This is a genomic window from Mesorhizobium sp. M0166, from assembly GCF_040322255.1.
Lineage (GTDB): Bacteria > Pseudomonadota > Alphaproteobacteria > Rhizobiales > Rhizobiaceae > Mesorhizobium.
Window position 1 is genome coordinate 310,425 of the sequence record NZ_JAMYTD010000003.1, and the last position, 19,757, is coordinate 330,181.

Below are 19,757 nucleotides of genomic sequence, written 5' to 3' on the forward strand. Positions count from 1 at the left end.
CTCAATTCTGCGATACCTATCCGGCGTCCCCGAGCCAGACCAGCATCTCGCCGGGGTCGTGGTTGTCCCAGGCGAAATACGGCACAGCGGTGACCTTCGCTTCCTAGACCGCCGGCGGTTCGGTGCGGTACAGCCTCCTTCCCGGTTTTCGAATGCCTCCTCTTCGGCAATTGCCGACTGCGCCGGTGTATTCGGCCCTTGAGAATCCTTCAGCCTTCGGCAACATGGCGGCAGGGCTGAGAGCACGAGGATGAGCAAGGTCATTTCCGCCGCATCGCGGCGCCAGTCGGCATCGCGCAAGTCACCGATGGCGCTGACCGAGGCGCTGGTCGCCCGCACCTTGCGGGCGGTTGAGGACGCCGGGCCGACGCCGGGCATGGTCTACATGACCGATGCCGACTACGCGCGCATTCGTGACGAGGTGCTGGCCGGCGCGCCGGCCGGGCCGATGAAGCTGTTCGCCTACGGCTCGCTGCTGTGGAAGCCGGCCGGCGAGGTCAGCGGTGGCGAACGGGCTGTAGCGACGGGCTGGCACCGTTCGTTCTGTTTTACGGTGCAACGCTTCAGGGGCACCGTCGAGCAGCCCGGCCTGATGATGGCGCTCGACCGCGGCGGCCAATGCCAGGGTATGGTGTTCGAGATCGCCGAGCCGGTGGCGACCAATCTCGAAAAGCTGCTGCGCCGCGAGATGACCATCCTGCCGGCCGTCAACGTGCCGCGCTGGCTGCAGGTCAGGACAAGCGACGGCACGTGCCAAGCGCTTGGTTTCGTTGTCGATCCCACCAATCCGCGCTATGCCGGCAAGCTCGAAAAGCGAGCGATAGCGGCGACCTTGGCCACGGCCGTCGGCCATTGGGGTTCGGGCGCCGAATATCTGTTCGAGACCATTCGCCATCTCGACGCCTGCGGCATCCGCGACCGCAACCTCTGGCAGCTTCAGGAACTTGTGGCCGAGGAGATCGGTCGGGCGCCGCCGTCGGGCTTCATTCGTCCCTGAGCCAGACCAGCATCTCGCCGGGGTCGCGGTTGTCCCAGGCGAAATACGGCACGGCGGTGACCTTCGCTTCCTCGACCGCCGGTGGTTCGGTGCGGTAGAGCCCCTCTTCCCAGTTTTCGAAAGCTTCCTTCTTGGCAATCGCCGAAAGTGTCACGACGCCGCCCAGAAGGTTCGGCTGCTGATGCGCCTCGATGTCGGCCGTTCGCGGCAGAGCGATGCGATGCAGCTGGCTGGAATTGTCGGTCTCCTCGACGCAATAGATCAGCGGACCCCGCGCCAGCGCGACGCGGCCGATATCCTGCCGCACCTGCGGGTTGGCGTAGAGGCGATCGACGGTCATTTCGAGATCGAGCTCGACGCGGTCGCCCTTGCGCCATTCGCGGCGGATCGCGGCATAGCCGTCGCTGCTGATGGCAGCCAGATCGACATCTGCGCCGTTGACCTTGAGCGCTGCCTTGCGGCACCAGCCCGGCATGCGCAGATGCAAGGTGAACTCGGTCGGAGCTTCCGGTTCGACGGAGATCGAGACCGCGCCGTCCCACGGATAATTGCTGGTCTGGGTGAGCTCTATTTGCGTGCCCGCAATATCGAAACGAGCCGTGCCGTTTCCATAGAGATGGACGGCGAGTGCGTCGTCCGACAGGCCATAGAAATAGCTGCCGATCGAGGCGACCATGCGCCCGACATTTGGCGGGCAGCACGGGCAGCGATGCCATTTCCAGCGGTGGTGGGCGCCGCGGCTTTCGAGCGGGTTCTCGTAGAAGAACAGCGAGCCGTCGAGCGACAGGCCGGAGATCGAGCCGTTGTAGAGCGCCCGCTCCATGATGTCGGCGTAGCGCGCATTGGGACCCATGCCGAGCATGCGGCTTGCCCAGAACACCAGGCCGACCGAAGCGCAGGTCTCGGCGTAGGCGGTGTCGTTGGGCAGGTCGTAGTCGGCAGTAAAACCTTCATTGTGCGCCGACGGCCCGAGGCCGCCGGTGACATAGAGGTTCTTCGTCATGAGGTCGTCCCACAGCCGGTCGAGCGCCACCCGCAGCGTGTCGTCGCCATATTCGGTGGCGATGTCAGCCATGCCCGCATAGAGATACATCGCCCGCACCGCGTGACCGACGACCTTGTCCTGCTCTCGCACCGGCTTGTGCGACTGGTTATATTCGTAGGTCTTGAAATGATAGGCCTTGGGGTCGGCGCCGCGGGCGCGCGCCTCCTCGTCGAAATAGTGCGGCTGCTGGCCGCGCTGATCGATGAAATATCTGGCAAGCTCCATGTATTTGCGCTCGCCGGTCACCCGCGCCAGCTTGACCAGCGCCAGCTCGATCTCCTCATGGCCGCAATAGCCCTTCTTCTTGCCGGGCTCGGGACCGAACGTCTCGGCGATATGGTCGACATAACGGCACATGATGTCGAGCAGCTTGCGTTTGCCGGTGGCCTGGTAGTAAGCGACGGCGCCTTCGATCAGGTGGCCGGCGCAATAGAGCTCGTGGCAATCGCGCAGATTGGTCCAGCGCAGGCCGGGCTGGATGCGCTGGTACCAGCTCGACAGATAGCCGTCGGGCTGCTGCAGCCTGCCGTACATGTCGATGACGGCATCGATTTTCTTTTCGAGCTCGTCGTTGCGCCGGCGGTAGAGCGAATAGGCGGCGGTCTCGATGGTCTTGCCCCAATCGGAGTCCCAGAACATCTGAGTGGTCACCGTCGATCCGGTGAACTCGTTGCCGGCGGTGGCGGCCTCGTCCGGCGAGGGTGAGTGGAACGGAATGACGACGCCGGGCGACGGTCGGTCCGGGTCGATCTGCTCGAGCATGCACGCCTCGACGCAGCGATCGTAGAGGATGCCGGCGGTTTTTGAGGCGACGGCATCGACGCGGTCGCCCCAGAAGCCGCGCACGTCGACCTGCGGCACCGGCAGCGGGCGGAAGGCGAGTTTCGGCTTGGCGCCCTGACTGGCGGATTGCGATGCGGTCATCAATTTACTCCGTTCGATTTCTTGTGGTCACTTCACGGCCCCTGCCATGAGGCCGCGGATGTAGAAGCGCTGCAGAGCCAAGAAGAGCACCAGGCACGGCACCATCATCACGGTGACGCCGGCCTGCACCGCGCCCCAGTCGATGGCGCCGAAGCGGCCGGACTGCAGCGCGGTCATCATGATCGGCAGCGTGAATTTGGACTGGTCGGTCATCAGCACCAGGGCCGCCAGAAACTCGTTCCAGGCGCCGAGGAAGGCGAACAGCGCGATGGTGACGATGCCCGGCCAGACCAGCGGCAGCATCACTCTGAGCAGCATGGTGACATTGTTGGCGCCGTCCATGCGCGCGGCCTCCTCGATCTCGCGCGGCACCGCGTCGAAGGCGTTGCGCATCATGAAGATCGAGAACGGCAGCTGCAGCGTGACGTAGACGCAGACCAGCCCGGTCAGTGTGTTGTGCAGGCCGATTTTTGTCAGCACCAGGAAGATCGGCGTCAGGATCGACTGGAACGGGATCATGATCGTCGACAGGATGACGACGAAGAGCAGGTTCTTCAGCGGAAAGCGGAAGCGCGAGAAACCGTAGCCGGCGAGCACGCTGACGATTACCGACAGCACCACCGTCATCACCGAGACATAGATGCTGTTTTGCGCCGGCAGCCACAGGCCATCGCCGAAGGTGTTGAGCGTGGCGTAGTTCTCGAGCGAGATGCCGCTGGTCGGCCAGGGCGGCAGCGGCGGCTGGCGCGCCTCCTGCGCCGGCTTGAAGGCCGAAAGCACCGTCCAGGCGATCGGCGCCAGGAACAATATCGACGCGATGATGCCGGTCGCGTGCTCGGCGATCTGCATGCCGATGCGGCGTTTGCGGCTCCTTGCCTGCGCCATCAGTCGACCCCCTCGTGCTGGCGCAGCAGCCGCAGTTGGATGAGGCTGAGCGCCACCAGGATGACCAGCAGCACCATCGATAGGGCGGCGCCATAGCCGAGCTTGAACGACACGAAGGACTGGTTGAAGATCCAGTAGACGGCGGTCAGCGTCTGGTTGCGCGGGCCGCCGCGCAGGATGATGTAGAACTGGTCGAAGGCGAGGATCGAGCCGGCGACCGACAGGATCAGCGCCAGCGCCAGCGTGCGGCGCATCAGCGGCAAGGTAATCGCCCGGAACCGCGCGAATGGCCCTGCCCCGTCGATCATCGCCGCCTCCTGCAGGTCGGGCGGGATCGATTGCAGGCCCGTCATCAGGATGATCATGGTGAAGCCCGCCACCTTCCACACCACCATGGCGATGATCGACCAGAAGGCCGGCTGGAAGGTCGCCAGCAGGTTGAATTTCTTCTCGGTCAGGCCAAGCTCGAAGGCGGCCGGGCTGAACAGGCCGGAATCGACGTTGAGCAGCCACGACCACAAAAGGCTGGCCGAGGCAAAACCGATGACCGCCGGCATGAAGAAGGACGTGCGGTAGAAGCCGGTCAGCTGCCGCGGCCTTTCGATGAACAGCGCCAGCGGAAAGGCGACGGCAAAGATCGCGATCGTCACCACCACGGTGTAATAGCCGGTGAACTTCAGCGCGTTCCAGAAGCGGGTATCGCGCAGGATCGCCCAGTAATTGTCGAGGCCGATGAAACTATGCGCGCCCATCAGCGGCCAGTTGTGCAGCGACATCCATGCGGTCATGCAAAGCGGCACGATGAAGAAGACGACAACAAGGGCAACGGCCGGCGCGACATAGAGCAGGCCGATCCACTGCCGGCGCCCGGCGCCGACCAGTTTGCGGGGGCGTGCCGGGGCGGAGATTGCTGTGATGGTGGTCATGCGGGTCTTCCATTAGTGGGACGTCCCCCTCCCCTTGAGGGGAGGGTCCGGCCGAAGGCCGGGGGTGGGGTCCTCTGCGACGTGCGCCGACGTTTTCTTTCTGTCGGCGCGTTTCACTGAGGACCCCACCCGGACCTTCGGTCCGACCTCCCCTTAAGGGGAGGTGGAGTGCTGCGGGTGGGGTCGCCTGCGAAGTGCGCCAACAGAAAAGAACGTCGAGCACTGCCGCAACGACCCCACCCGGACCTGCGGTCCGACCTCCCCTCGAGGGGGAGGTGGGCGCTTTACTTCTGCGGCGCCGAATCGATGATCGACTGCATGGTCTCCTGCGCGTTGGCGATGGCGCCGTCGACGTCTTCACCGAAGAAGACCTCGTTCATCATCTGGTTCCACGGCCCGTTGGCCGAGTTGATCAGATCGTTGAACACCACCGAATAGGGCGTGCGGCCCTTGGACATGGCTTCGGCGGCGACCTTGTAGCGCGGGTCGAGGTCCTTCAGCGCCTCATTGGCGATGTCGCCGCGCACCGGCAGACTGCCGTACTTCGCCAGGATGGTCTGGCCTTCGAGCGAATAGGCGAAGTCGAGGAACTCCTTCACCACCGCGACCTTGGTGGTGCCCTTGGTGACGACGAAATTGTCACCGCCGGCAAACGACGACCAGCCGCCATCCTTGCCGGGCAGGAAGGTGATGCCGTAGTCGATATCGGGATATTGCGTGTTGAGCGCGCCGATGGCGAAGGCGCCGGACGGCGAGATGCCGATATTGCCGGTGGCGAAGGCGGCAAAGAAGTTGGAGCCGGTGTCGGTCTGCGCGCCTGATGGCACCAGGTCCTTCTTGACCATCGAACGGTAGAGGTCGATGGCGCCGCGCATCTGCGGCGTATCCAGCGTCGCCTTGGAGCCGTCCTCGGTCAGGATATCGCCGCCCGAGGCCCAGATCAGCGGCGTGAACGTGAAGATGTTGCAGCCGCCGCAATTGCCGGAGAAGTAGAAGCCCTTGATGTCGCCGCCGAGCGCGTTGACCTTTTCGGCGTCGGCTTCGATCTCGGCCCAGTTGGTCGGGCCTTTTTCCGGATCGAGGCCGGCCTGCTTGAACAGCTTCTTGTTCCAGATCAGCACCGAGCTATCGGCCGAGAACGGCAGCCCGTAGATGCGGCCCTTATAGGTGCCGGTCTTGACATGCGCCGGCGACAGGCTGGCGAAATAAGGCAACGATTTCGCCCAGTCGGTGATGTCTTCGAGCTGGCCGGCGGCGGCGAAGGACGGCGTGTAGATCAGGTCGAGCGAGAGCGCATCGGGCGCGGTGCCGCCGGCGGCGGCTGCGCCGTATTTCGGGATGATCTCGGCATTGGGGATGATGTCGAGCTTGATCTGGTTCTGATGCCCCTTGTTGAAGGCATCGACAATGCGCGGCATGAAGTTCGAGCCGTCGGCGCGAACCCAGATGTTGGCGGTGTCGGCGGCGGCCGAGCCGGCTGTTGCCAGCGTGCCCAGAATGCTCGCGGCGATGGCGAGCCCGGTAATGGTGGTTCTCATGCTTCTCCTCCACATGGTTTTAATTCAGCCGCGCCCCCAAGCGGGTGACTATCGACACGGCCCGTTTCGTTCAGCCGTCCGGCGGACGGCCGCATGACTGACGCACCACCAGCCGGCACGGCAGTTTTCTGATGCCCGGCAAAGCGGGTTCGCCGCCGACGAGCGAAAGCAAGGCAAGGCCGGCCTCGCGGCCGAGCGCGGCCAGGTTCATGTCGACCGAGGTCAGCGGCGGCCGGGTCGCCTCGGCCACGATCTGCCAATTGTCGAAGCCGATGACGCCGACCTCGTCCGGCACGCCGATACCGCGCTCACGCAAGGCATCGATGACGCCGCGCGCGATCTGGTCGTTACCGCAAAACACCGCATCGGGCTTTTCGCGCGTGCCGTCGTCGCCGTCGAACAGTTTTCTGACCGCCTCGTGGCCCCAGGCCTCCGACCACGGGCCGAGCAGCGGTTCCATGACCGGCAGGCCGTTTTCGGCCAGCACCTCGCGATAGGCTTCGGCCCGCGCATGCACCACGGCAAAGCTCGCGGGACCGCTGACATGGGCGATGCGCCGGCGTCCAAGCCGGCAAAAATGCTCGACCGCCAGCCGCGCCCCGCCGGCATCGTCAGAGACAAAAGCGATGGCATTGGGATCGGGCTCGGTGAAGGCGTAGATCGCCGGAATGCCGAGATTGGCGAGGTCGACCGGCAGGTGGCGGTCGATGCGCTTGCCAGTGGCGATGATGCCGTCGACGCGCTTGTCGAGCATGGCATCGACATGCAGCTGGGCAAGGCGCGGGTCGTCCTCGACATTGCACAAAAACACCGAGACGCCGGCATCGACCAGCGCATCGGAAACGCCGGCCATCAGCGGCAGCGAAAAGCGGCCATAGGTGTCGTTGGTCAACAGCCCGACGGTAAAGGAGCGCCGCCTGAGCAGGCTCTGCGCCAGGCTGTTCGGGCGAAAGCCAAGCCGCTGCGCCGTCTCGCGAATCCGGGTTCGCGTCTCGGCCGTCATCCGCCCCTGCCCGTTCAGCGCTTTCGACGCCGTGGCAACGCTGACGCCAGCAATGGCTGCCACCTCACGGAGAGTGACGGGCTGCTTGACAGGCGTTGGCTGCGCATCGGACGCCATGATTTGGATATCGATCCTCCCCATTGAGAAAAGCTTTTCTCTTATGGCCCTGCGGAGTGCTGATTGGTGAGGTCAGCAGCTACGAGGGCGGTTGGGAAAAGGTTTTCTCAGGGAGATTAGGACGAAGGATGTGGGGATTGCAAGGGGGGAATGGCCGTTCAGCGGGCACCGCGATCGAATAATCGCGGTGCCGCAGTCTACCCGTACGGCTAGCAACTCTCAGTCTGCGGATCGCACGCCTTGTTTTTCTGTTTCTGTGGCTTGGCCGCCTGTTCCGGCTCGGCGGGCTGCTCCTTGGCCTTCGGCTTTTCAGGCTTGGCCGCCTGTTCCGGCTCGACTTGCTGCTGCTCGGCGGCGGGCTGCTTCCTGGTCTTCGGCTTCTCAGGCTTGGCCGCCTGCTCGGGCTCGGCCTGCTGCTCGGCGGCGGGCTGCTTCTTGGACTTCGGCTTCTCAGGCTTGGCCGCCTGTTCCGGCTCGGCCTGCTGCTGGTCGGCGGCGGGCTGCTTCTTGGTCTTCGGCTTCTCAGGCTTGGCCGCCTGTTCCGGCTCGGCCTGCTGCTGCTCGGCGGCGGGCTGCTTCTTGGTCTTCGGCTTCTCAGGCTTGGCCGCCTTGCCAGGCTCGGCCTGCTGCTCTGCGGCCGGCTGCTCCTTGGTCTTCGGCTTCTCAGGCTTGGCCGCCTGCTCGGGCTCGGTCTGCTGCTGCCCGGCGGCGGGCTGCTCCTTGGTCGTCGGCTTCTCAGGCTTGGCGGTTTTTTCCGGCTCGGCCTGCTCGGTCGTTGCTGCGCCTTCGGTCGGCTTCGATTTGCGGCCAGCCTGAACCTGCTTCACCTCCTCGATGTCTTTGAGCTTAGCTGGTTTGGCATCGGCATCGGCTTTCACCTCACCTTGAAAGACCGTGACCGTATCGTTTTTCAATTTGCCGGACTGCTCGGGTGCGTCGGTCTTGCTGACCTTGACGGCAGTCACCTTCTGGTCCGTCTCCTTCTCGATCACATCAACATCGATGACTTTGTTGATCACCACATTGTTCTGGATCGTCACGTCGCCGGCCGGCTCGGCCGCCTCGACAATGCGCACAAACTCCGGCTCATCACGGATGACGACGGTAGAAATGTCCGCAGCAAGGAATTCGCGGGTGGGGACCACAACCCAGTAATAATCCGGCGTCGTGTCGAAGGTCACCTCGATCGAAATCAAATCCGGATCGCGGCGCGGCGGCAGCGGAGCCCAAATCATATGCTCCCTGTCACGACGCCAACTCACCCAAGCCGGCGCCCAACGGGTGCCTGGAACCCAGTACCAGCCGATATCGTCGGCATAGCCCCACCGGCCGTAATGGTACGTCGCCCAGCCGAATGGCTCGTCGGATATCCACAGCCAGCCATACTGCTCGGTATAGGCCCAGTGTCCAACGGTATACGGACGCCAACCGTCAGGTACATCAACCGGCACGAAAACGGTCGCTCCGTGATACGACACCCAATCACCATAGGAAGACAGGTCTTCGTAGAATGTGCTGATCGAAACGGTGGTGGCAGCCCTTGCCTCGGACACGAGCGACGATGGCGCAATCGGGTTGGGAATTTGGGCGACCGTCAGCAGACAGGCGGTTACGCCGCCGAGCATCAGTCGCACCGCATGGTGGGCAAGGACGCGTTTCATCGTAATCTTCCTCCGAAACAGATCGCCCTTCATCCTACAAACCCGCCGGCTGCCGGATTGTTCCACTTTGCCGACGTTGCCCGCATCCGCTCGCGCGCGGCTTGGCATCGCACGAAGCTTTGTGGACGTCTCAATCGGGCCGGAAGCCGTCGGTCCACTTTGGGTAACTAAAGGCGCATAAGCGGACATTGCCTGGGTTAGGCGGCCCCCGGGTTTGACCCATTCCAGACATTCGGCCCCCTTTTTCGCGAAGGATGGTCAGTTCGACATCGCCTTTTTCTACGGAAACACAGGGTTCTCCCCAAGCGACACTGCCAGCGCGCCCATCAAGAAGCTGACACTAAACTTCGCGCCTACGCACAAGCGCAAGGCTGGTGGGCTGCCCTTTTAAAGGATGAACCTCGTTCCACTCTAAATCGCCGTCATCGGCGTCCTAATGCTCGCCACGCCGTCTGGCGCTTCCGGCAGCACGATATGATCGGCCTGGCCGCCTGCCTGCTGATGGCCATTCTAGCGGTCGTGGTGCTGGTGCCCGGATAGCCCGCTGCCGGGGGTGACACAGGGCGCCTCGCGCGACTTCGACTCGCGCATAACCCGGACACCCTATGGCTCCGCTGCGCCAAATGTATTAGACTGATCTCATACACGTCCATCCGCGGGCGAGCGCGCCCGGAGGGTCAGACGATGACGGTCTACAGGCGATTGTTGCTGCCGAGGGCCTTCCCGATCCGGGTCAGGCTTTTCGAAACCGGTTGGCTTCGGCTTGTCAGTCGGGCTCTGGTCGTTGCTTTCATTTCTTGGTTTGCCGTCGGTGCGGTGACGGCCGGGCCGCTCAACGACGCTGCTCGGGAGGGCGACGCCGGAAAGGTTGCCGAACTCCTGGCACAAGGCGCCAATGTGAACGATCGCGACGAGAGCCGTCAGACCCCGCTGATCGATGCGGCGCTTGCCGGCAAGACCGAGGTCGCCATTGCGTTGATCGGGGCCAAGGCGGACATCGAAGCCCGCAACGATCGCGGCTTCACCGCGCTACATGCGGCAGCCTACTCAGGAAGCCTGGACATAGCAAAATTGCTGCTCGACCACGGGGCCGAGGTCGACGCGTTGAGCACGCACAAGATCACGCCGCTGCATGTGGCAGCAGAAGAGAACCAGACGGCCATCGCGGAGCTGTTGATCTCGCACGGCGCACAGGTCGAGGCAATCCAGGAATACGGGTACACGCCTCTCAGCCGCGCGACATTCTATCAGAGCACCGACGTGATGGTTTTGCTCAAGAAGCACGGCGCAAAATGCCAACCCAAGGAAACGATGGGGTCGTCGTACAAGGTGTGCATCGCCCTCGGCAACTGACATCGAGAAAGGCTACTGGAGGAGAACATGACAGAGAACCGTTCCAGAACGTTTGACAGTTTGCTTTGCGCGGGAGTAGCCGCCGCCTTCCTCCTCTTCGGCACCGGTGGATCCCACGCCGGCGACGGAGTGAACACCGGATACTTCGGCAATGTCGCCATCCTGGGTTATGATCCGGTAGCATATTTCACCGACGGTCGCGCGACGATGGGTTCGCCCAAGATCTCGAGGAAGTGGCTCGGAGCAACGTGGTACTTCGCCAGCGTCCAACACCGGGATGCCTTTGTTTCCGAGCCGGTGCGCTATGCCCCTCAGTTCGGCGGCTTCTGCACCGGGGGAATGTCAGTTAAGGAGGCATCCGCGAACCTTGACCCGGAAGCCTTCCGCATCGTCAATGGCAAGCTCTTCCTGTTCTCCGGAAAGGAGGGCCTGGAGGAAGACTTCGATGCCAACCCGGCGCCTGTCATTGCGAAAGGGGAAGCCGAATGGCCCGCAGTGGAGGCGAAGGAATTCGAGGCTAGAGCGGCCGCCAACTAGCTCCGGCGCGATGTCGTGAGCCCGCAAGTTGAATGGCGCCCGTCACGGAGACACCGAGAAATACCAGACTGTGACGGAGTCCGGCCAAGCATACTCGTCCTGCTTATCGCTGCTCCCTTGGGGATTGCGATAGACCGGGGCGCAGAACTTGCGGCCGAGCAAGGTCGCGGTGGATTGCGTGCAGAAGAGGTCGCCATCCACGCTGGACGTGCCGGTGATGATGCTGCTTTGCGAGCTCAGTGCGACATCTCCATTTGCACTCAGCTCCATGACGAAGGCTGCGCCATTGTGTTGATGTCCTACCCATGTCCGATCGCCCGTTAGGGCTCGGATCGCGGCGGCACCCAGGCGGTCCTCCTCCCGCCCGCGAAAATCGAAGCTCCGCTCGGGAATCCCCGCGGCGCGAAGGGCGCCCAGCCGGTGATCGAGGTCCTCTTGCCGCCGATGGTGGGCGTAAACGACACGATAACCAGCGAGGTTCTGTTCGGGTATCTCTTTCAGGATAGCTGCAGCCGCATCGTGCGCCTCGGCCATGCGGCCAAGCCGCGCATTTGCCATGGCCAGCGTTTCGAGACCAAGGTCGCTGCGCTCTCCCGGCTGGACCTTGCTCAGCGCCTGCAAAGCCTTCTCGTACTGATGGTTCATGTAGAGCACGAAGCCGTAATAGTCGAAGACCTGAGCGCGCGGCTTGGGATCGAGCCGCAACACGCGTTCCATCGCTGCCAGCGCCTCCAGGTTCTGTCCTGCGTAGGTCAGCACGATCGCCCGATTGAGCTCCGCCTCCGCGCCATTCGGGTCCAGCGCGACGGCTTTCTGGACCGACGCGATCGCCTGGTCCCATTCGCCGTCCAGCATCTGCAGGATGCCGAGCACGGCATAGGCGCGCGCAGATTGCGGATTGAGCTCCAGCGCCCGCCCTGCCGCTTCGTAGGAGCGCTGGCGAGCGACGGCGCTGAGCATGAGCACCTGGTAGTCGAAGCCGAGCACGTCCACCGTGGCGCGGGCATAGCCCGAGTAAGCATCTGCAAACGTAGGATCGAGTTTGATCGCCTTTTGATACAGGGACAGGGTCTCTCCGAGAGACCTGTTGTCGACCACATAAACCTTCTGCTCGGCTCGGGTGTAGAAATCGTATGCCTCCAGGCTTCGCGTGGGGAGGCGAGCAATCTGTGCTCGTTCGCCTTCCGTCAGACGCACCGAAAGTGCCTCAACGATACGCCCGATCACTTCGTCTTGAAGTGCAAATATCCTGGAGTAGTCGCGGTCGTATCGCTCGGCCCAGATGTTGCTCCCCGTTTGGGCATCGATGAGCTGGACATTGATGCGGACTAGATCTTCCTCCCGCCGGACGCTGCCCTCGACCACGTAACGGACGTTCAACTGCGCCGCGATCTCGTCGACGTCGAGGGATCGATCCTTGAAGGAGAACGCGGAGTTGCGTGCGATGACGAGGAGCCCCGAGATCTTCGAGAGATCGGTGATGAGATCGTCTGCGAGCCCTTCCGCAAAATAATCCTGGCCTGCCTTCTCGCTAAGATCCGTAAACGGCAGCACGGCGATGGAGGGCTCGCCGACCGACGAACCGACCGGGGTGGAACCGTGACCGGGCAGCAGGGCAATCGCTTGCGGCCAGAGAATCACCGCAATCCCCGCTATCAGAGCCAGAACGAGCACCGTGGCGCCGATCACAGGCCATCGCCGAGAGCGCGACTTATTGGCTCCTGCGGTCTGTTCCAGCAGAACCCGATAGGCGCGGACCCGCTCTGGAATGTTCTTGAGACGCTGTTCGCCGAGAGACTTGAAGGTCAGGCCGAGCTTGTTGTGAGCCTGATCGTAGGCCGTTCCCGAGATGACGATGCCGCCAGGATCGCTCAGTCCTTCCAACCGGGCCGCGATGTTGACGCCGTCGCCGTAGAAGTCGTCCTTGTCGGGGATCACGTCACCAAGGTTGATCCCGATGCGGAACACGATCCGGGTATCTTCGGGAAGACCGAGGTTCTGCTGCGCGGTGACCCGTTGGATTTCAACGGCGCATGCTACGGCATCGACGACGCTCTCGAACGCGACCAAAGCGCCGTCGCCCATGAGCTTGACGATGCGGCCATGATAGCCCTCGATCGCGGGTTCGATGAATTCGCGCCGGAGCGCCTTGAGCCGCGAGAGTGTGCCCGTCTCGTCCAGCCCCATCAGCCGGCTGTACCCCACCACGTCGGCGGCGAGGATAGCGACCAACTTCCGTTCGAGATGTTGAACCTGTTCCACTGGGCAGAATTATAAGGAAAGCCCAATGGCAAGACCATACACACTTAGCAGCCACACCCGTTTCTCCGATGAGGTACGTTACAAAATCGGCTACGAGCGTTCGCCTTGAATTCCGAAAAGGTGATGTTCGACGGAATGTCGGCTCATGGTGCAACCGCGACCTACAGCGTATTCGCCGACGTCAGACTTTCGGGCGACGGCAAAGCTTGCCCTACGGCCGACATCAGGCGCAAACACGACTGGCCCACGGTCTGTCTGCTTGCAGGAAGAGCAAAACTGATCCCGACGGCCGATATTGGGCGCATTGCTGCCATTCGCAACGAGAGAATGAAGGCCTCCGACGAGTCAGAAGTGCCCACCAACACACTCCCACGCCGACGGTGCTTTCACTGCTTGTAGCAGTGCTCGCGGTGCCATTGTAGGAAATGAGGATGCGGGCGTTCAAAATGTCGACTGGGCGTAAGTGCTCGACCGGTTTTGTTTATAAATCCCTGCACGCTCTCGAGGTCGTTAACCTGCCGGGAGATCATGATTTCCAGATCGTCGGATAGGCTGATCAACCCGCGATCGAACATCCAATGCGCTGTACCAGACAGTGCGATTCCATTGTTGATGATATCGGGTCCATTGGCTTCAACCGGTCGAATATGCGCGGCAGAAACCTCTGCTCGCCCGCCACCATTTATCAACTTGAGTCCCGTAATCGCGCAGCGTTCGTCATAGGCCCGCAAGATGATGCGGCGGAAAATACGATCCCGTACGATTCGCGAGCCAATGTAACTCACGCGGTCGCGGCTCAGCTCCAACTCAAATGGCGCCTGCTCATCCTGAAAGCCGAAAGACGTGCCGATCTCATCAATGCGCGGGAGCAATGCCCCACTGTTGTCCAGGCCGAGATCGATAATGCGATTGAAATCACTTGGACCGATTGGGCGGACGGCAGATTGGGCGCGACCGGAAATCCGTCCTTCCTCGTTGAGTACACTCTTCTCCACGATGCCATTCGCCCCGTTGAACGGAACAGGATTGGCGAAGTCGAGATAGGTCCCGGGCTCAATCAGAGCGAGGTACATGTCAGGCTTCGCGGGGTCTGGGATGACGTATTGGACCTTGGCCACCGCGAAATACCCGCGGCTCTCGTCTACTTTGCTTGGCTCGTAGTAGATAATCCAGTCGCCGACGCATGCTTCGACGCGGCGCAGATACTGGCTAGGAAACTGGTATTGCTCAGCGGGGCGGTCGTTGTAGATCGAATCTGACCGATGAATGAAGACCCCGAATCCCATGATCTTTTTACAATTCGTTCTTTGGAGATATCTGCCTCAGATACCAATCCGATCTTGGGAGCTTAGTCCAGGTCGGAGAAGCTTTTCCCCACGGCATCGGTCTTTGGGAGCGAATAGGGAAAGCCCTCCCCTTGAAAAGTGCCGCGCTAGTTGACGGAGCAGTTCGCACAAGACCAGCGCCATCCGCCCCCGCCAAAAGGAACCCGCCATGCGAAAACTCATCGTCACCGTATTCATCAGCGTCGACGGGATCGCCGAGGTCGAGAAGCTGCCGAGCGTGGTCTGGCGCGCGGATCGGGGCGCCTCCCGCGATTGATGCGATCGAGTTCGCAGCCACCAGGCGGAAGGCGCCCTTTCTTGCTGCTGCGGTAGGAAGACTTCTTGATTCCAGCCACAAGCCCAAAGTGCTGGATTTGGCAGCCCAGGAAGCGTAGGCTTGGTTCTTGGTTCAGCGATGGAACAGAGACTAGCCGCAATTCTGGCTGCCGATATGGCGGGCTACAGTCGGCTAATGGAGGCCGACGAATCCGGCACGCTCGCACGTCTTCGGACCCATCGCATAGAACTGGTCGATCCCGCCATCGCCAAGAACAAGGGCCGGATCATCAAGACCACCGGGGACGGCATGCTCGTTGAGTTCCAGAGCGTGACCGATGCCGTGAAATGCGCCGTGGAAATCCAACAGCGCATGAAACGCCGCAATTCGGATGTGCCGCAAGAACGGCGTATCGAATTCAGGATCGGCATAAATCTCGGCGACATCATTTTCGACGATGATGATATTTTCGGCGACGGCGTCAATATTGCCTCGCGCATCGAGCAACTCGCCGACGTCGGCGGTATCTGCGTGACCGCAGCGGTGGCGACCCAAATTGCCGACCGGCTCGAAATTGCCATGGAGGACCTGGGCGAGAAGACGTTAAAGAACATCAGCCGCCCGGTTCGCCTCTATCGCGTTGGGTTTGACAGTCCTGCCCTGCCAGAAGTCGAGGCAAAGCGATCCATCTCGAAACCTTCGATAGTGGTGCTGCCTTTCAGCAACATGAGCGGCGACCCCGAGCAGGAATTTTTCGCGGACGGACTGACCGAGGACATCATCACCGAATTGTCTCGCCACCATGAGTTGTTCGTCATCTCGCGCAATTCCGCCTTCGTCTACAAGAACCGCGCCGTGAATGTGCGCGAGGTGGCCGAAAAACTCGCCGTCCAATACCTGGTGGAGGGAAGCGTCCGCAAGATCGGCGACAGGGTGCGCGTGACGGTTCAGCTCATCGACACGGCGAATGACGCTCATATCTGGGCAGACAAATATGACCGGAAGCTGGACGACATATTCGCGATTCAGGATGAGGTGACGGCGGCGATCGCAGCCACGCTGCCCGGTCGTGTCGAGGCGGCTCAGCGGGACCAGCTCGCGCGGGCGAAACCTGCAAACATGGCCGCGTATGAATGTGTGCTTGCTGCCAAGGTGCTGCATCACCGAAGCACGATTGCGGATAATGAACGCGCGCAAACCTTGATAGAAAGGGCCGTCACGCTCGACCCCGATTATGCCCATGCCCATGCCTGGCGGGCCTGCATTCTTGGCCAGGCCTGGGTCCATAACTGGTGCAAAGACAGGGATGCCGTCTGGAACAACATTTCGGCAGCGCTGGACAGGGCGCTGGCGCTGGACAACAACGATGCCGATGTCCACCGCATCCTCGCGGCAGTGAACGTGAACAACAATGAGCTGACCACAGCGCGCTACCATCAAGAGCGGGCACTGGCCCTCAATCCCAATTACGACCTCGTGGTGGTGCAGCAAGGCGAGTTATTGACGTGGCTGGGGAGGCCGGAAGAGGGAATCGAATGGATCCGCAAGGCCATGCAGTTGAACCCGCACCACCCGGAGAGGTTCTGGAGCCATCTGGGAAAGGCGCATTTCGCCGCGCGCCAGTATGGCGAGGCGATCGAAGCTTTCATGCATCTGTCGACCATGGACTCGGCTCAGCACGCTTTCGCCGCTGCCTGCTACGGCTGGCTCGGCGACGAAATCGCGGCCGCGGCGCATCTGGGCAAGATCAGAACGCTCGATCCCCAATTCGACCTCGATTCATTTATCGCCACCCTGCACTATGCCCAGGAGTCTGATGTGCAGCACGTCCGCGAAGGACTGCTGAAAGCCGGTATTGCCAAGCTGTAGGCAGCCCGTGATTACGACCAGATCCAATCGGGGACAGGCAAAAAGACCGGCCCCACCCGAAGCGGACCTTGCGGCATGACCGAACGACGGGCGGGCCGGAGAAGCTTTTCCCACGGTATCGGTCTTTGAAGGGGAAAGCCCCTCCCCCTGACAAAGCGCGGCGCTAGTTGACGGCGCAGTTCGCACAAGACCCGCGCCCGCCTCCGGCAGAAAGGAACCCGCCATGCGAAAACTCATCGTCACCGAATTCATCAGCGTCGATGGCATCGCCGAGGTCGAGAAGCTGCCGAGCGTCGCCTGGAACGATGAGATGCAAAAATTCAAGGACGACGAGCTGGCCGACAGCGGCGCCATGCTTTTGGGGCGCACGACCTATCAGATCTTTGCCGGCTCGTGGCCCAAGGAGACCGGAGACTTCGCCGACCGGTTCAACGCGCTGCCGAAATATATCGCCTCGACCAGCTTGACGGCGCTCGACTGGCAGCCGGCAGAGCTGCTGCAGGGCGCCTTGCCGGACGCGGTCAGAGGGCTGAAGCAAGGCAGCGGCGGCAACATCTATGTGCATGGCAGCCTCAGCGTCGCGCAGGAATTGCTGCGCCACGGCCTGGTCGACCGCATCAGGCTGCTCAGCTACCCCGGTGCCGTCGGCCAGGGCAAGCTGCTGTTCCCGCCCGGCGCGCAACTGCCGCTCGAGCTGATCTCCGCCAAGCAATTCAGCAACGGCGTGGTGGCGCTGGAGTACGCGGCTGGGCTGGGGTCGTGACAGCCGATCTCCCCCCTCGAGGGGGAGATGGCCGGCAGGCCAGAGGGGTTCGGTTTGACCGGGCGCGGCTCCTCTTTTGCAATAGTGGGGGTTGGCGCATCACGCGAGACGACCCCCTCTGTCGCCTTCGGCGACATCTCCCCCTCAAGGGGGGAGATTGGCAGCTTCGGCCATCAGCCCCCGCCCGCCTGCCTCCACCTTCTGCACGGCCGCAATCAGCATCTCGACAAACCTCGTCACCTTGGGCGGGCGGAAGCGGGCGGCGGGGTAGACTGTGTAGATGCCGCCGGAGGGCAGCCGCCACTCGGGCAGGATCTGCACCAGCCGCCCGGCGGCAAGGTCGTCCCGCACCAAAAAGTCCGGCAGCACCGACAGGCCGGCGCCGGCGCGGACGGCCGCCAGCACTGCCGGCGTCGCGTCGATCGAAATCGTTGCCTGCATGCGCACGGCCTGCTGCTCGTTGTCGCCGCGCGAAAATTGCCATAGCAGCGGTTCGCGCAGCGCCATATTTGCGACGAAGGGCAGCCCGGCAAGGTCTTGCGGTTCGCCGGCGGTGAACCGGTCTGCAAAGCCGGCGCCGCATACCATGAACTGTTGGAAGGTGCCGATGCGCCGCGCCTGCAGGCTGGAATCGGCCAGCCAGCCGACGCGGATGGCCACGTCGATGTGGCCGGAAACCAGGTCGATCGTCTCGTCGCCCAGCGTCAGCTCCACCCGGCAGGCGGGATAGCGCGCGCTGAAGGCGGCGACCACCGGCACCACCGCCGACGTGCCGTAGTCGTTGGAGGCGGCGATGCGCAGCGTGCCGGTCGGCTCTGCTGCCGCCTGCGCGAGCTCGTTGAAGGCGTCCTCGGCCTGCTGCAGGACCTGCAGGCAGCGGGCATGGAATGTCCGGCCGGCTTCGGTCGGATGGACGCGCCGCGTCGTGCGGATCAGCAGCGTCGTTCCGACATCGCGCTCCAGCCGCGCCACCTGCTGGCTGACCACCGCCTTGGTGATGCCCAGCCGCTCGGCAGCCCGCGTGAACGAGCCGGCGTCGACCACCGCCGCGAAATAGGCCAGCCGGTTCAGGTTCATGCTTCGCTCATGGCAGATCCCTCATTGTCAGGCAATGGCATACATTACGTCTATTTTGTCGGCCTTCAATACGCATTCCGTTTTTGCCATCTTGCAGGCATCGAGGCTGCGCGCCGCCGAGTACCGCATTCCCAGGAGACATCCATGTTCACACGGAGAGCCATCATGAAAACCACCCTCGCCGCCGGCGCTGCCGCGGTCTTTGCTCCCGCCGGGTTCGGCCATGCGGCCGGCGGGCTTTCCTGGAAGCATTTTCCGGCCGGGCAAAACGGCTTCTTCCGCGCGCCGGTGCTGATCTCCGGGGCGACTGAAGCCGTGCTGATCGACGGCGGTTTCACCTACCCCGACGGGCGAGCCGTGGCCGAGGCGATCAAGGCGACCGGCAAGACGCTCACCACCATCTATGTCAGCCAGTCCGACCCCGACTATTATTTCGGCCTCAAGCCGATTAAGCAGGCGTTCCCGCAGGCACGGGTGATTGCCGCAGCCGAGACAGTGGCCGCCATCAACGGCAATGTCGAAAAGAAACTCGCCGTTTGGGGGCCGCAGCTGAAGGAGAATGGCCCGCAGGCGCTCGCCGATGTCGTCATCCCCGAAGCTTTCGACGGCAAGACGCTCAGCGTCGATGGCGAGAGCATCGAGATCGTCGCCGCGGAGGGCCTCGCCAATCGGCGCTATCTCTTCGTGCCGGCACTGAACGCGGTGTTCGGCGGGGTGATGATCTTTGCTGGCGTGCATGTCTGGACCGCCGATACGCCGACCAGGGAACTGCGCGCCGCCTGGCTGGCCAATCTCGAAAAGATCGCGGCGCGCAAGCCGGCGATCGTCGTGCCCGGGCACATGACGCCTGAGGCCGCTACGGACCTTTCAGGCGTCGAGCACACCAAGACCTATCTCATCGCCTTCGAGGAAGAACTGGCCAAGGCCAAGGACGCTGCCGCGCTGAAGAGCGCCATGGAAGCCCGCTTTCCCGGCCTCGGCATGGGCGTTGCGCTCGACATCGGCTCCAAGGTTGCCACCGGCGAGATGAAGTGGGGCTGAGAACGGCGCCGATCTCGATCCTCGAGGGGGAGATCGGAAGCTTCAGCCTCGGCGCTCAATCCTGCAACGCTGGTGATAGGCGAAAGCGCCGATGACAGCCAATCTCCCCCCTCGTGGGGGAGATGCCCGGCAGGGCAGAGGGGGGCGCGAAGGAACG

The 19,757-nt window shown here is 62.7% G+C and carries 15 protein-coding genes and 1 pseudogene; 6 read left to right on the forward strand and 10 right to left on the reverse strand.

Annotated features, from left to right (window positions below):
* Positions 1–16: 16 nt before the first annotated feature.
* Positions 17–94, reverse strand: a pseudogene (locus tag NKJ46_RS06105) (hypothetical protein); the annotation flags it as partial.
* 156 nt (positions 95–250) lie between these two features.
* Here NKJ46_RS06105 and NKJ46_RS06110 point away from each other — a divergent pair.
* Positions 251–997 (forward strand): gamma-glutamylcyclotransferase, encoded by a 747-nt coding sequence (locus NKJ46_RS06110; protein WP_352663132.1) that lies wholly within the window; start codon positions 251–253, stop codon positions 995–997.
* On the opposite strand, the gene NKJ46_RS06115 is transcribed toward NKJ46_RS06110, so the two are convergent.
* From NKJ46_RS06115 to NKJ46_RS06140, 6 genes are all read right to left on the reverse strand, one after another.
* Entirely contained in the window at positions 984–2,966 is a 1,983-nt protein-coding gene (locus NKJ46_RS06115; RefSeq protein WP_352663135.1) for a glycoside hydrolase family 127 protein, read from the reverse strand. The two genes, NKJ46_RS06110 and NKJ46_RS06115, sit on opposite strands and share 14 nt — an antisense overlap.
* Before the next feature lie 27 nt (positions 2,967–2,993).
* Positions 2,994–3,851, reverse strand: a complete 858-nt coding sequence (locus tag NKJ46_RS06120) for a carbohydrate ABC transporter permease (RefSeq protein WP_352663138.1) — start codon at positions 3,849–3,851, stop codon at positions 2,994–2,996.
* Positions 3,851–4,777 carry a carbohydrate ABC transporter permease gene (locus NKJ46_RS06125; RefSeq protein WP_352663141.1) on the reverse strand — a complete coding sequence of 309 codons (927 nt, stop codon included), beginning with the start codon at positions 4,775–4,777 and terminating at the stop codon, positions 3,851–3,853. Before NKJ46_RS06125 ends, NKJ46_RS06120 begins: the two co-directional genes overlap by 1 nt.
* Positions 4,778–5,061: 284 nt before the next feature.
* Positions 5,062–6,315: an ABC transporter substrate-binding protein gene (locus NKJ46_RS06130; protein WP_352663144.1), complete on the reverse strand. Its 1,254-nt coding sequence runs from the start codon at positions 6,313–6,315 to the stop codon at positions 5,062–5,064.
* Positions 6,316–6,385: 70 nt separating this feature from the next.
* A complete protein-coding gene (locus NKJ46_RS06135) occupies positions 6,386–7,435 on the reverse strand; it encodes a LacI family DNA-binding transcriptional regulator (RefSeq protein WP_352663147.1) in 1,050 nt (349 codons plus the stop codon).
* A 209-nt stretch (positions 7,436–7,644) separates the two neighbouring features.
* The gene (locus NKJ46_RS06140; RefSeq protein WP_352663150.1) at positions 7,645–9,096 is read right to left on the reverse strand and encodes a DUF6600 domain-containing protein; all 1,452 of its coding nucleotides are present in this window, start codon (positions 9,094–9,096) and stop codon (positions 7,645–7,647) included.
* Positions 9,097–9,912: 816 nt separating this feature from the next.
* On the opposite strand from NKJ46_RS06140, the gene NKJ46_RS06145 reads away from it, so the two are divergent.
* Together NKJ46_RS06145 and NKJ46_RS06150 are read left to right on the forward strand one after the other, a co-directional pair.
* Positions 9,913–10,449 (forward strand): ankyrin repeat domain-containing protein, encoded by a 537-nt coding sequence (locus NKJ46_RS06145; RefSeq protein ID WP_352663153.1) that lies wholly within the window; start codon positions 9,913–9,915, stop codon positions 10,447–10,449.
* Between the two features lie 27 nt (positions 10,450–10,476).
* Entirely contained in the window at positions 10,477–10,986 is a 510-nt protein-coding gene (locus NKJ46_RS06150) for a YHS domain-containing (seleno)protein (RefSeq protein ID WP_352663156.1), read from the forward strand.
* A gap of 42 nt (positions 10,987–11,028) precedes the next feature.
* Here the strand turns inward: NKJ46_RS06150 and NKJ46_RS06155 are convergent, their stop codons facing one another.
* Together NKJ46_RS06155 and NKJ46_RS06160 are read right to left on the reverse strand one after the other, a co-directional pair.
* Entirely contained in the window at positions 11,029–13,218 is a 2,190-nt protein-coding gene (locus tag NKJ46_RS06155; protein ID WP_352663159.1) for an adenylate/guanylate cyclase domain-containing protein, read from the reverse strand.
* Positions 13,219–13,634: 416 nt separating this feature from the next.
* Positions 13,635–14,534, reverse strand: coding sequence for an HNH endonuclease (locus tag NKJ46_RS06160; protein ID WP_352663162.1), 900 nt, complete (start codon positions 14,532–14,534; stop codon positions 13,635–13,637).
* A gap of 454 nt (positions 14,535–14,988) precedes the next feature.
* On the opposite strand from NKJ46_RS06160, the gene NKJ46_RS06165 reads away from it, so the two are divergent.
* Positions 14,989–16,719, forward strand: a complete 1,731-nt coding sequence (locus NKJ46_RS06165) for an adenylate/guanylate cyclase domain-containing protein (protein ID WP_352663368.1) — start codon at positions 14,989–14,991, stop codon at positions 16,717–16,719.
* Between the two features lie 223 nt (positions 16,720–16,942).
* Entirely contained in the window at positions 16,943–17,482 is a 540-nt protein-coding gene (locus NKJ46_RS06170; RefSeq protein ID WP_352663165.1) for a dihydrofolate reductase family protein, read from the forward strand.
* A 144-nt stretch (positions 17,483–17,626) separates the two neighbouring features.
* On the opposite strand, the gene NKJ46_RS06175 is transcribed toward NKJ46_RS06170, so the two are convergent.
* Complete coding sequence (locus NKJ46_RS06175) at positions 17,627–18,559, reverse strand: LysR family transcriptional regulator (RefSeq protein ID WP_352663168.1); 933 nt, start codon at positions 18,557–18,559, stop codon at positions 17,627–17,629.
* 144 nt (positions 18,560–18,703) lie between these two features.
* On the opposite strand from NKJ46_RS06175, the gene NKJ46_RS06180 reads away from it, so the two are divergent.
* Complete coding sequence (locus NKJ46_RS06180) at positions 18,704–19,600, forward strand: MBL fold metallo-hydrolase (protein ID WP_352663171.1); 897 nt, start codon at positions 18,704–18,706, stop codon at positions 19,598–19,600.
* The last annotated feature ends 157 nt before the right edge of the window (positions 19,601–19,757 follow it).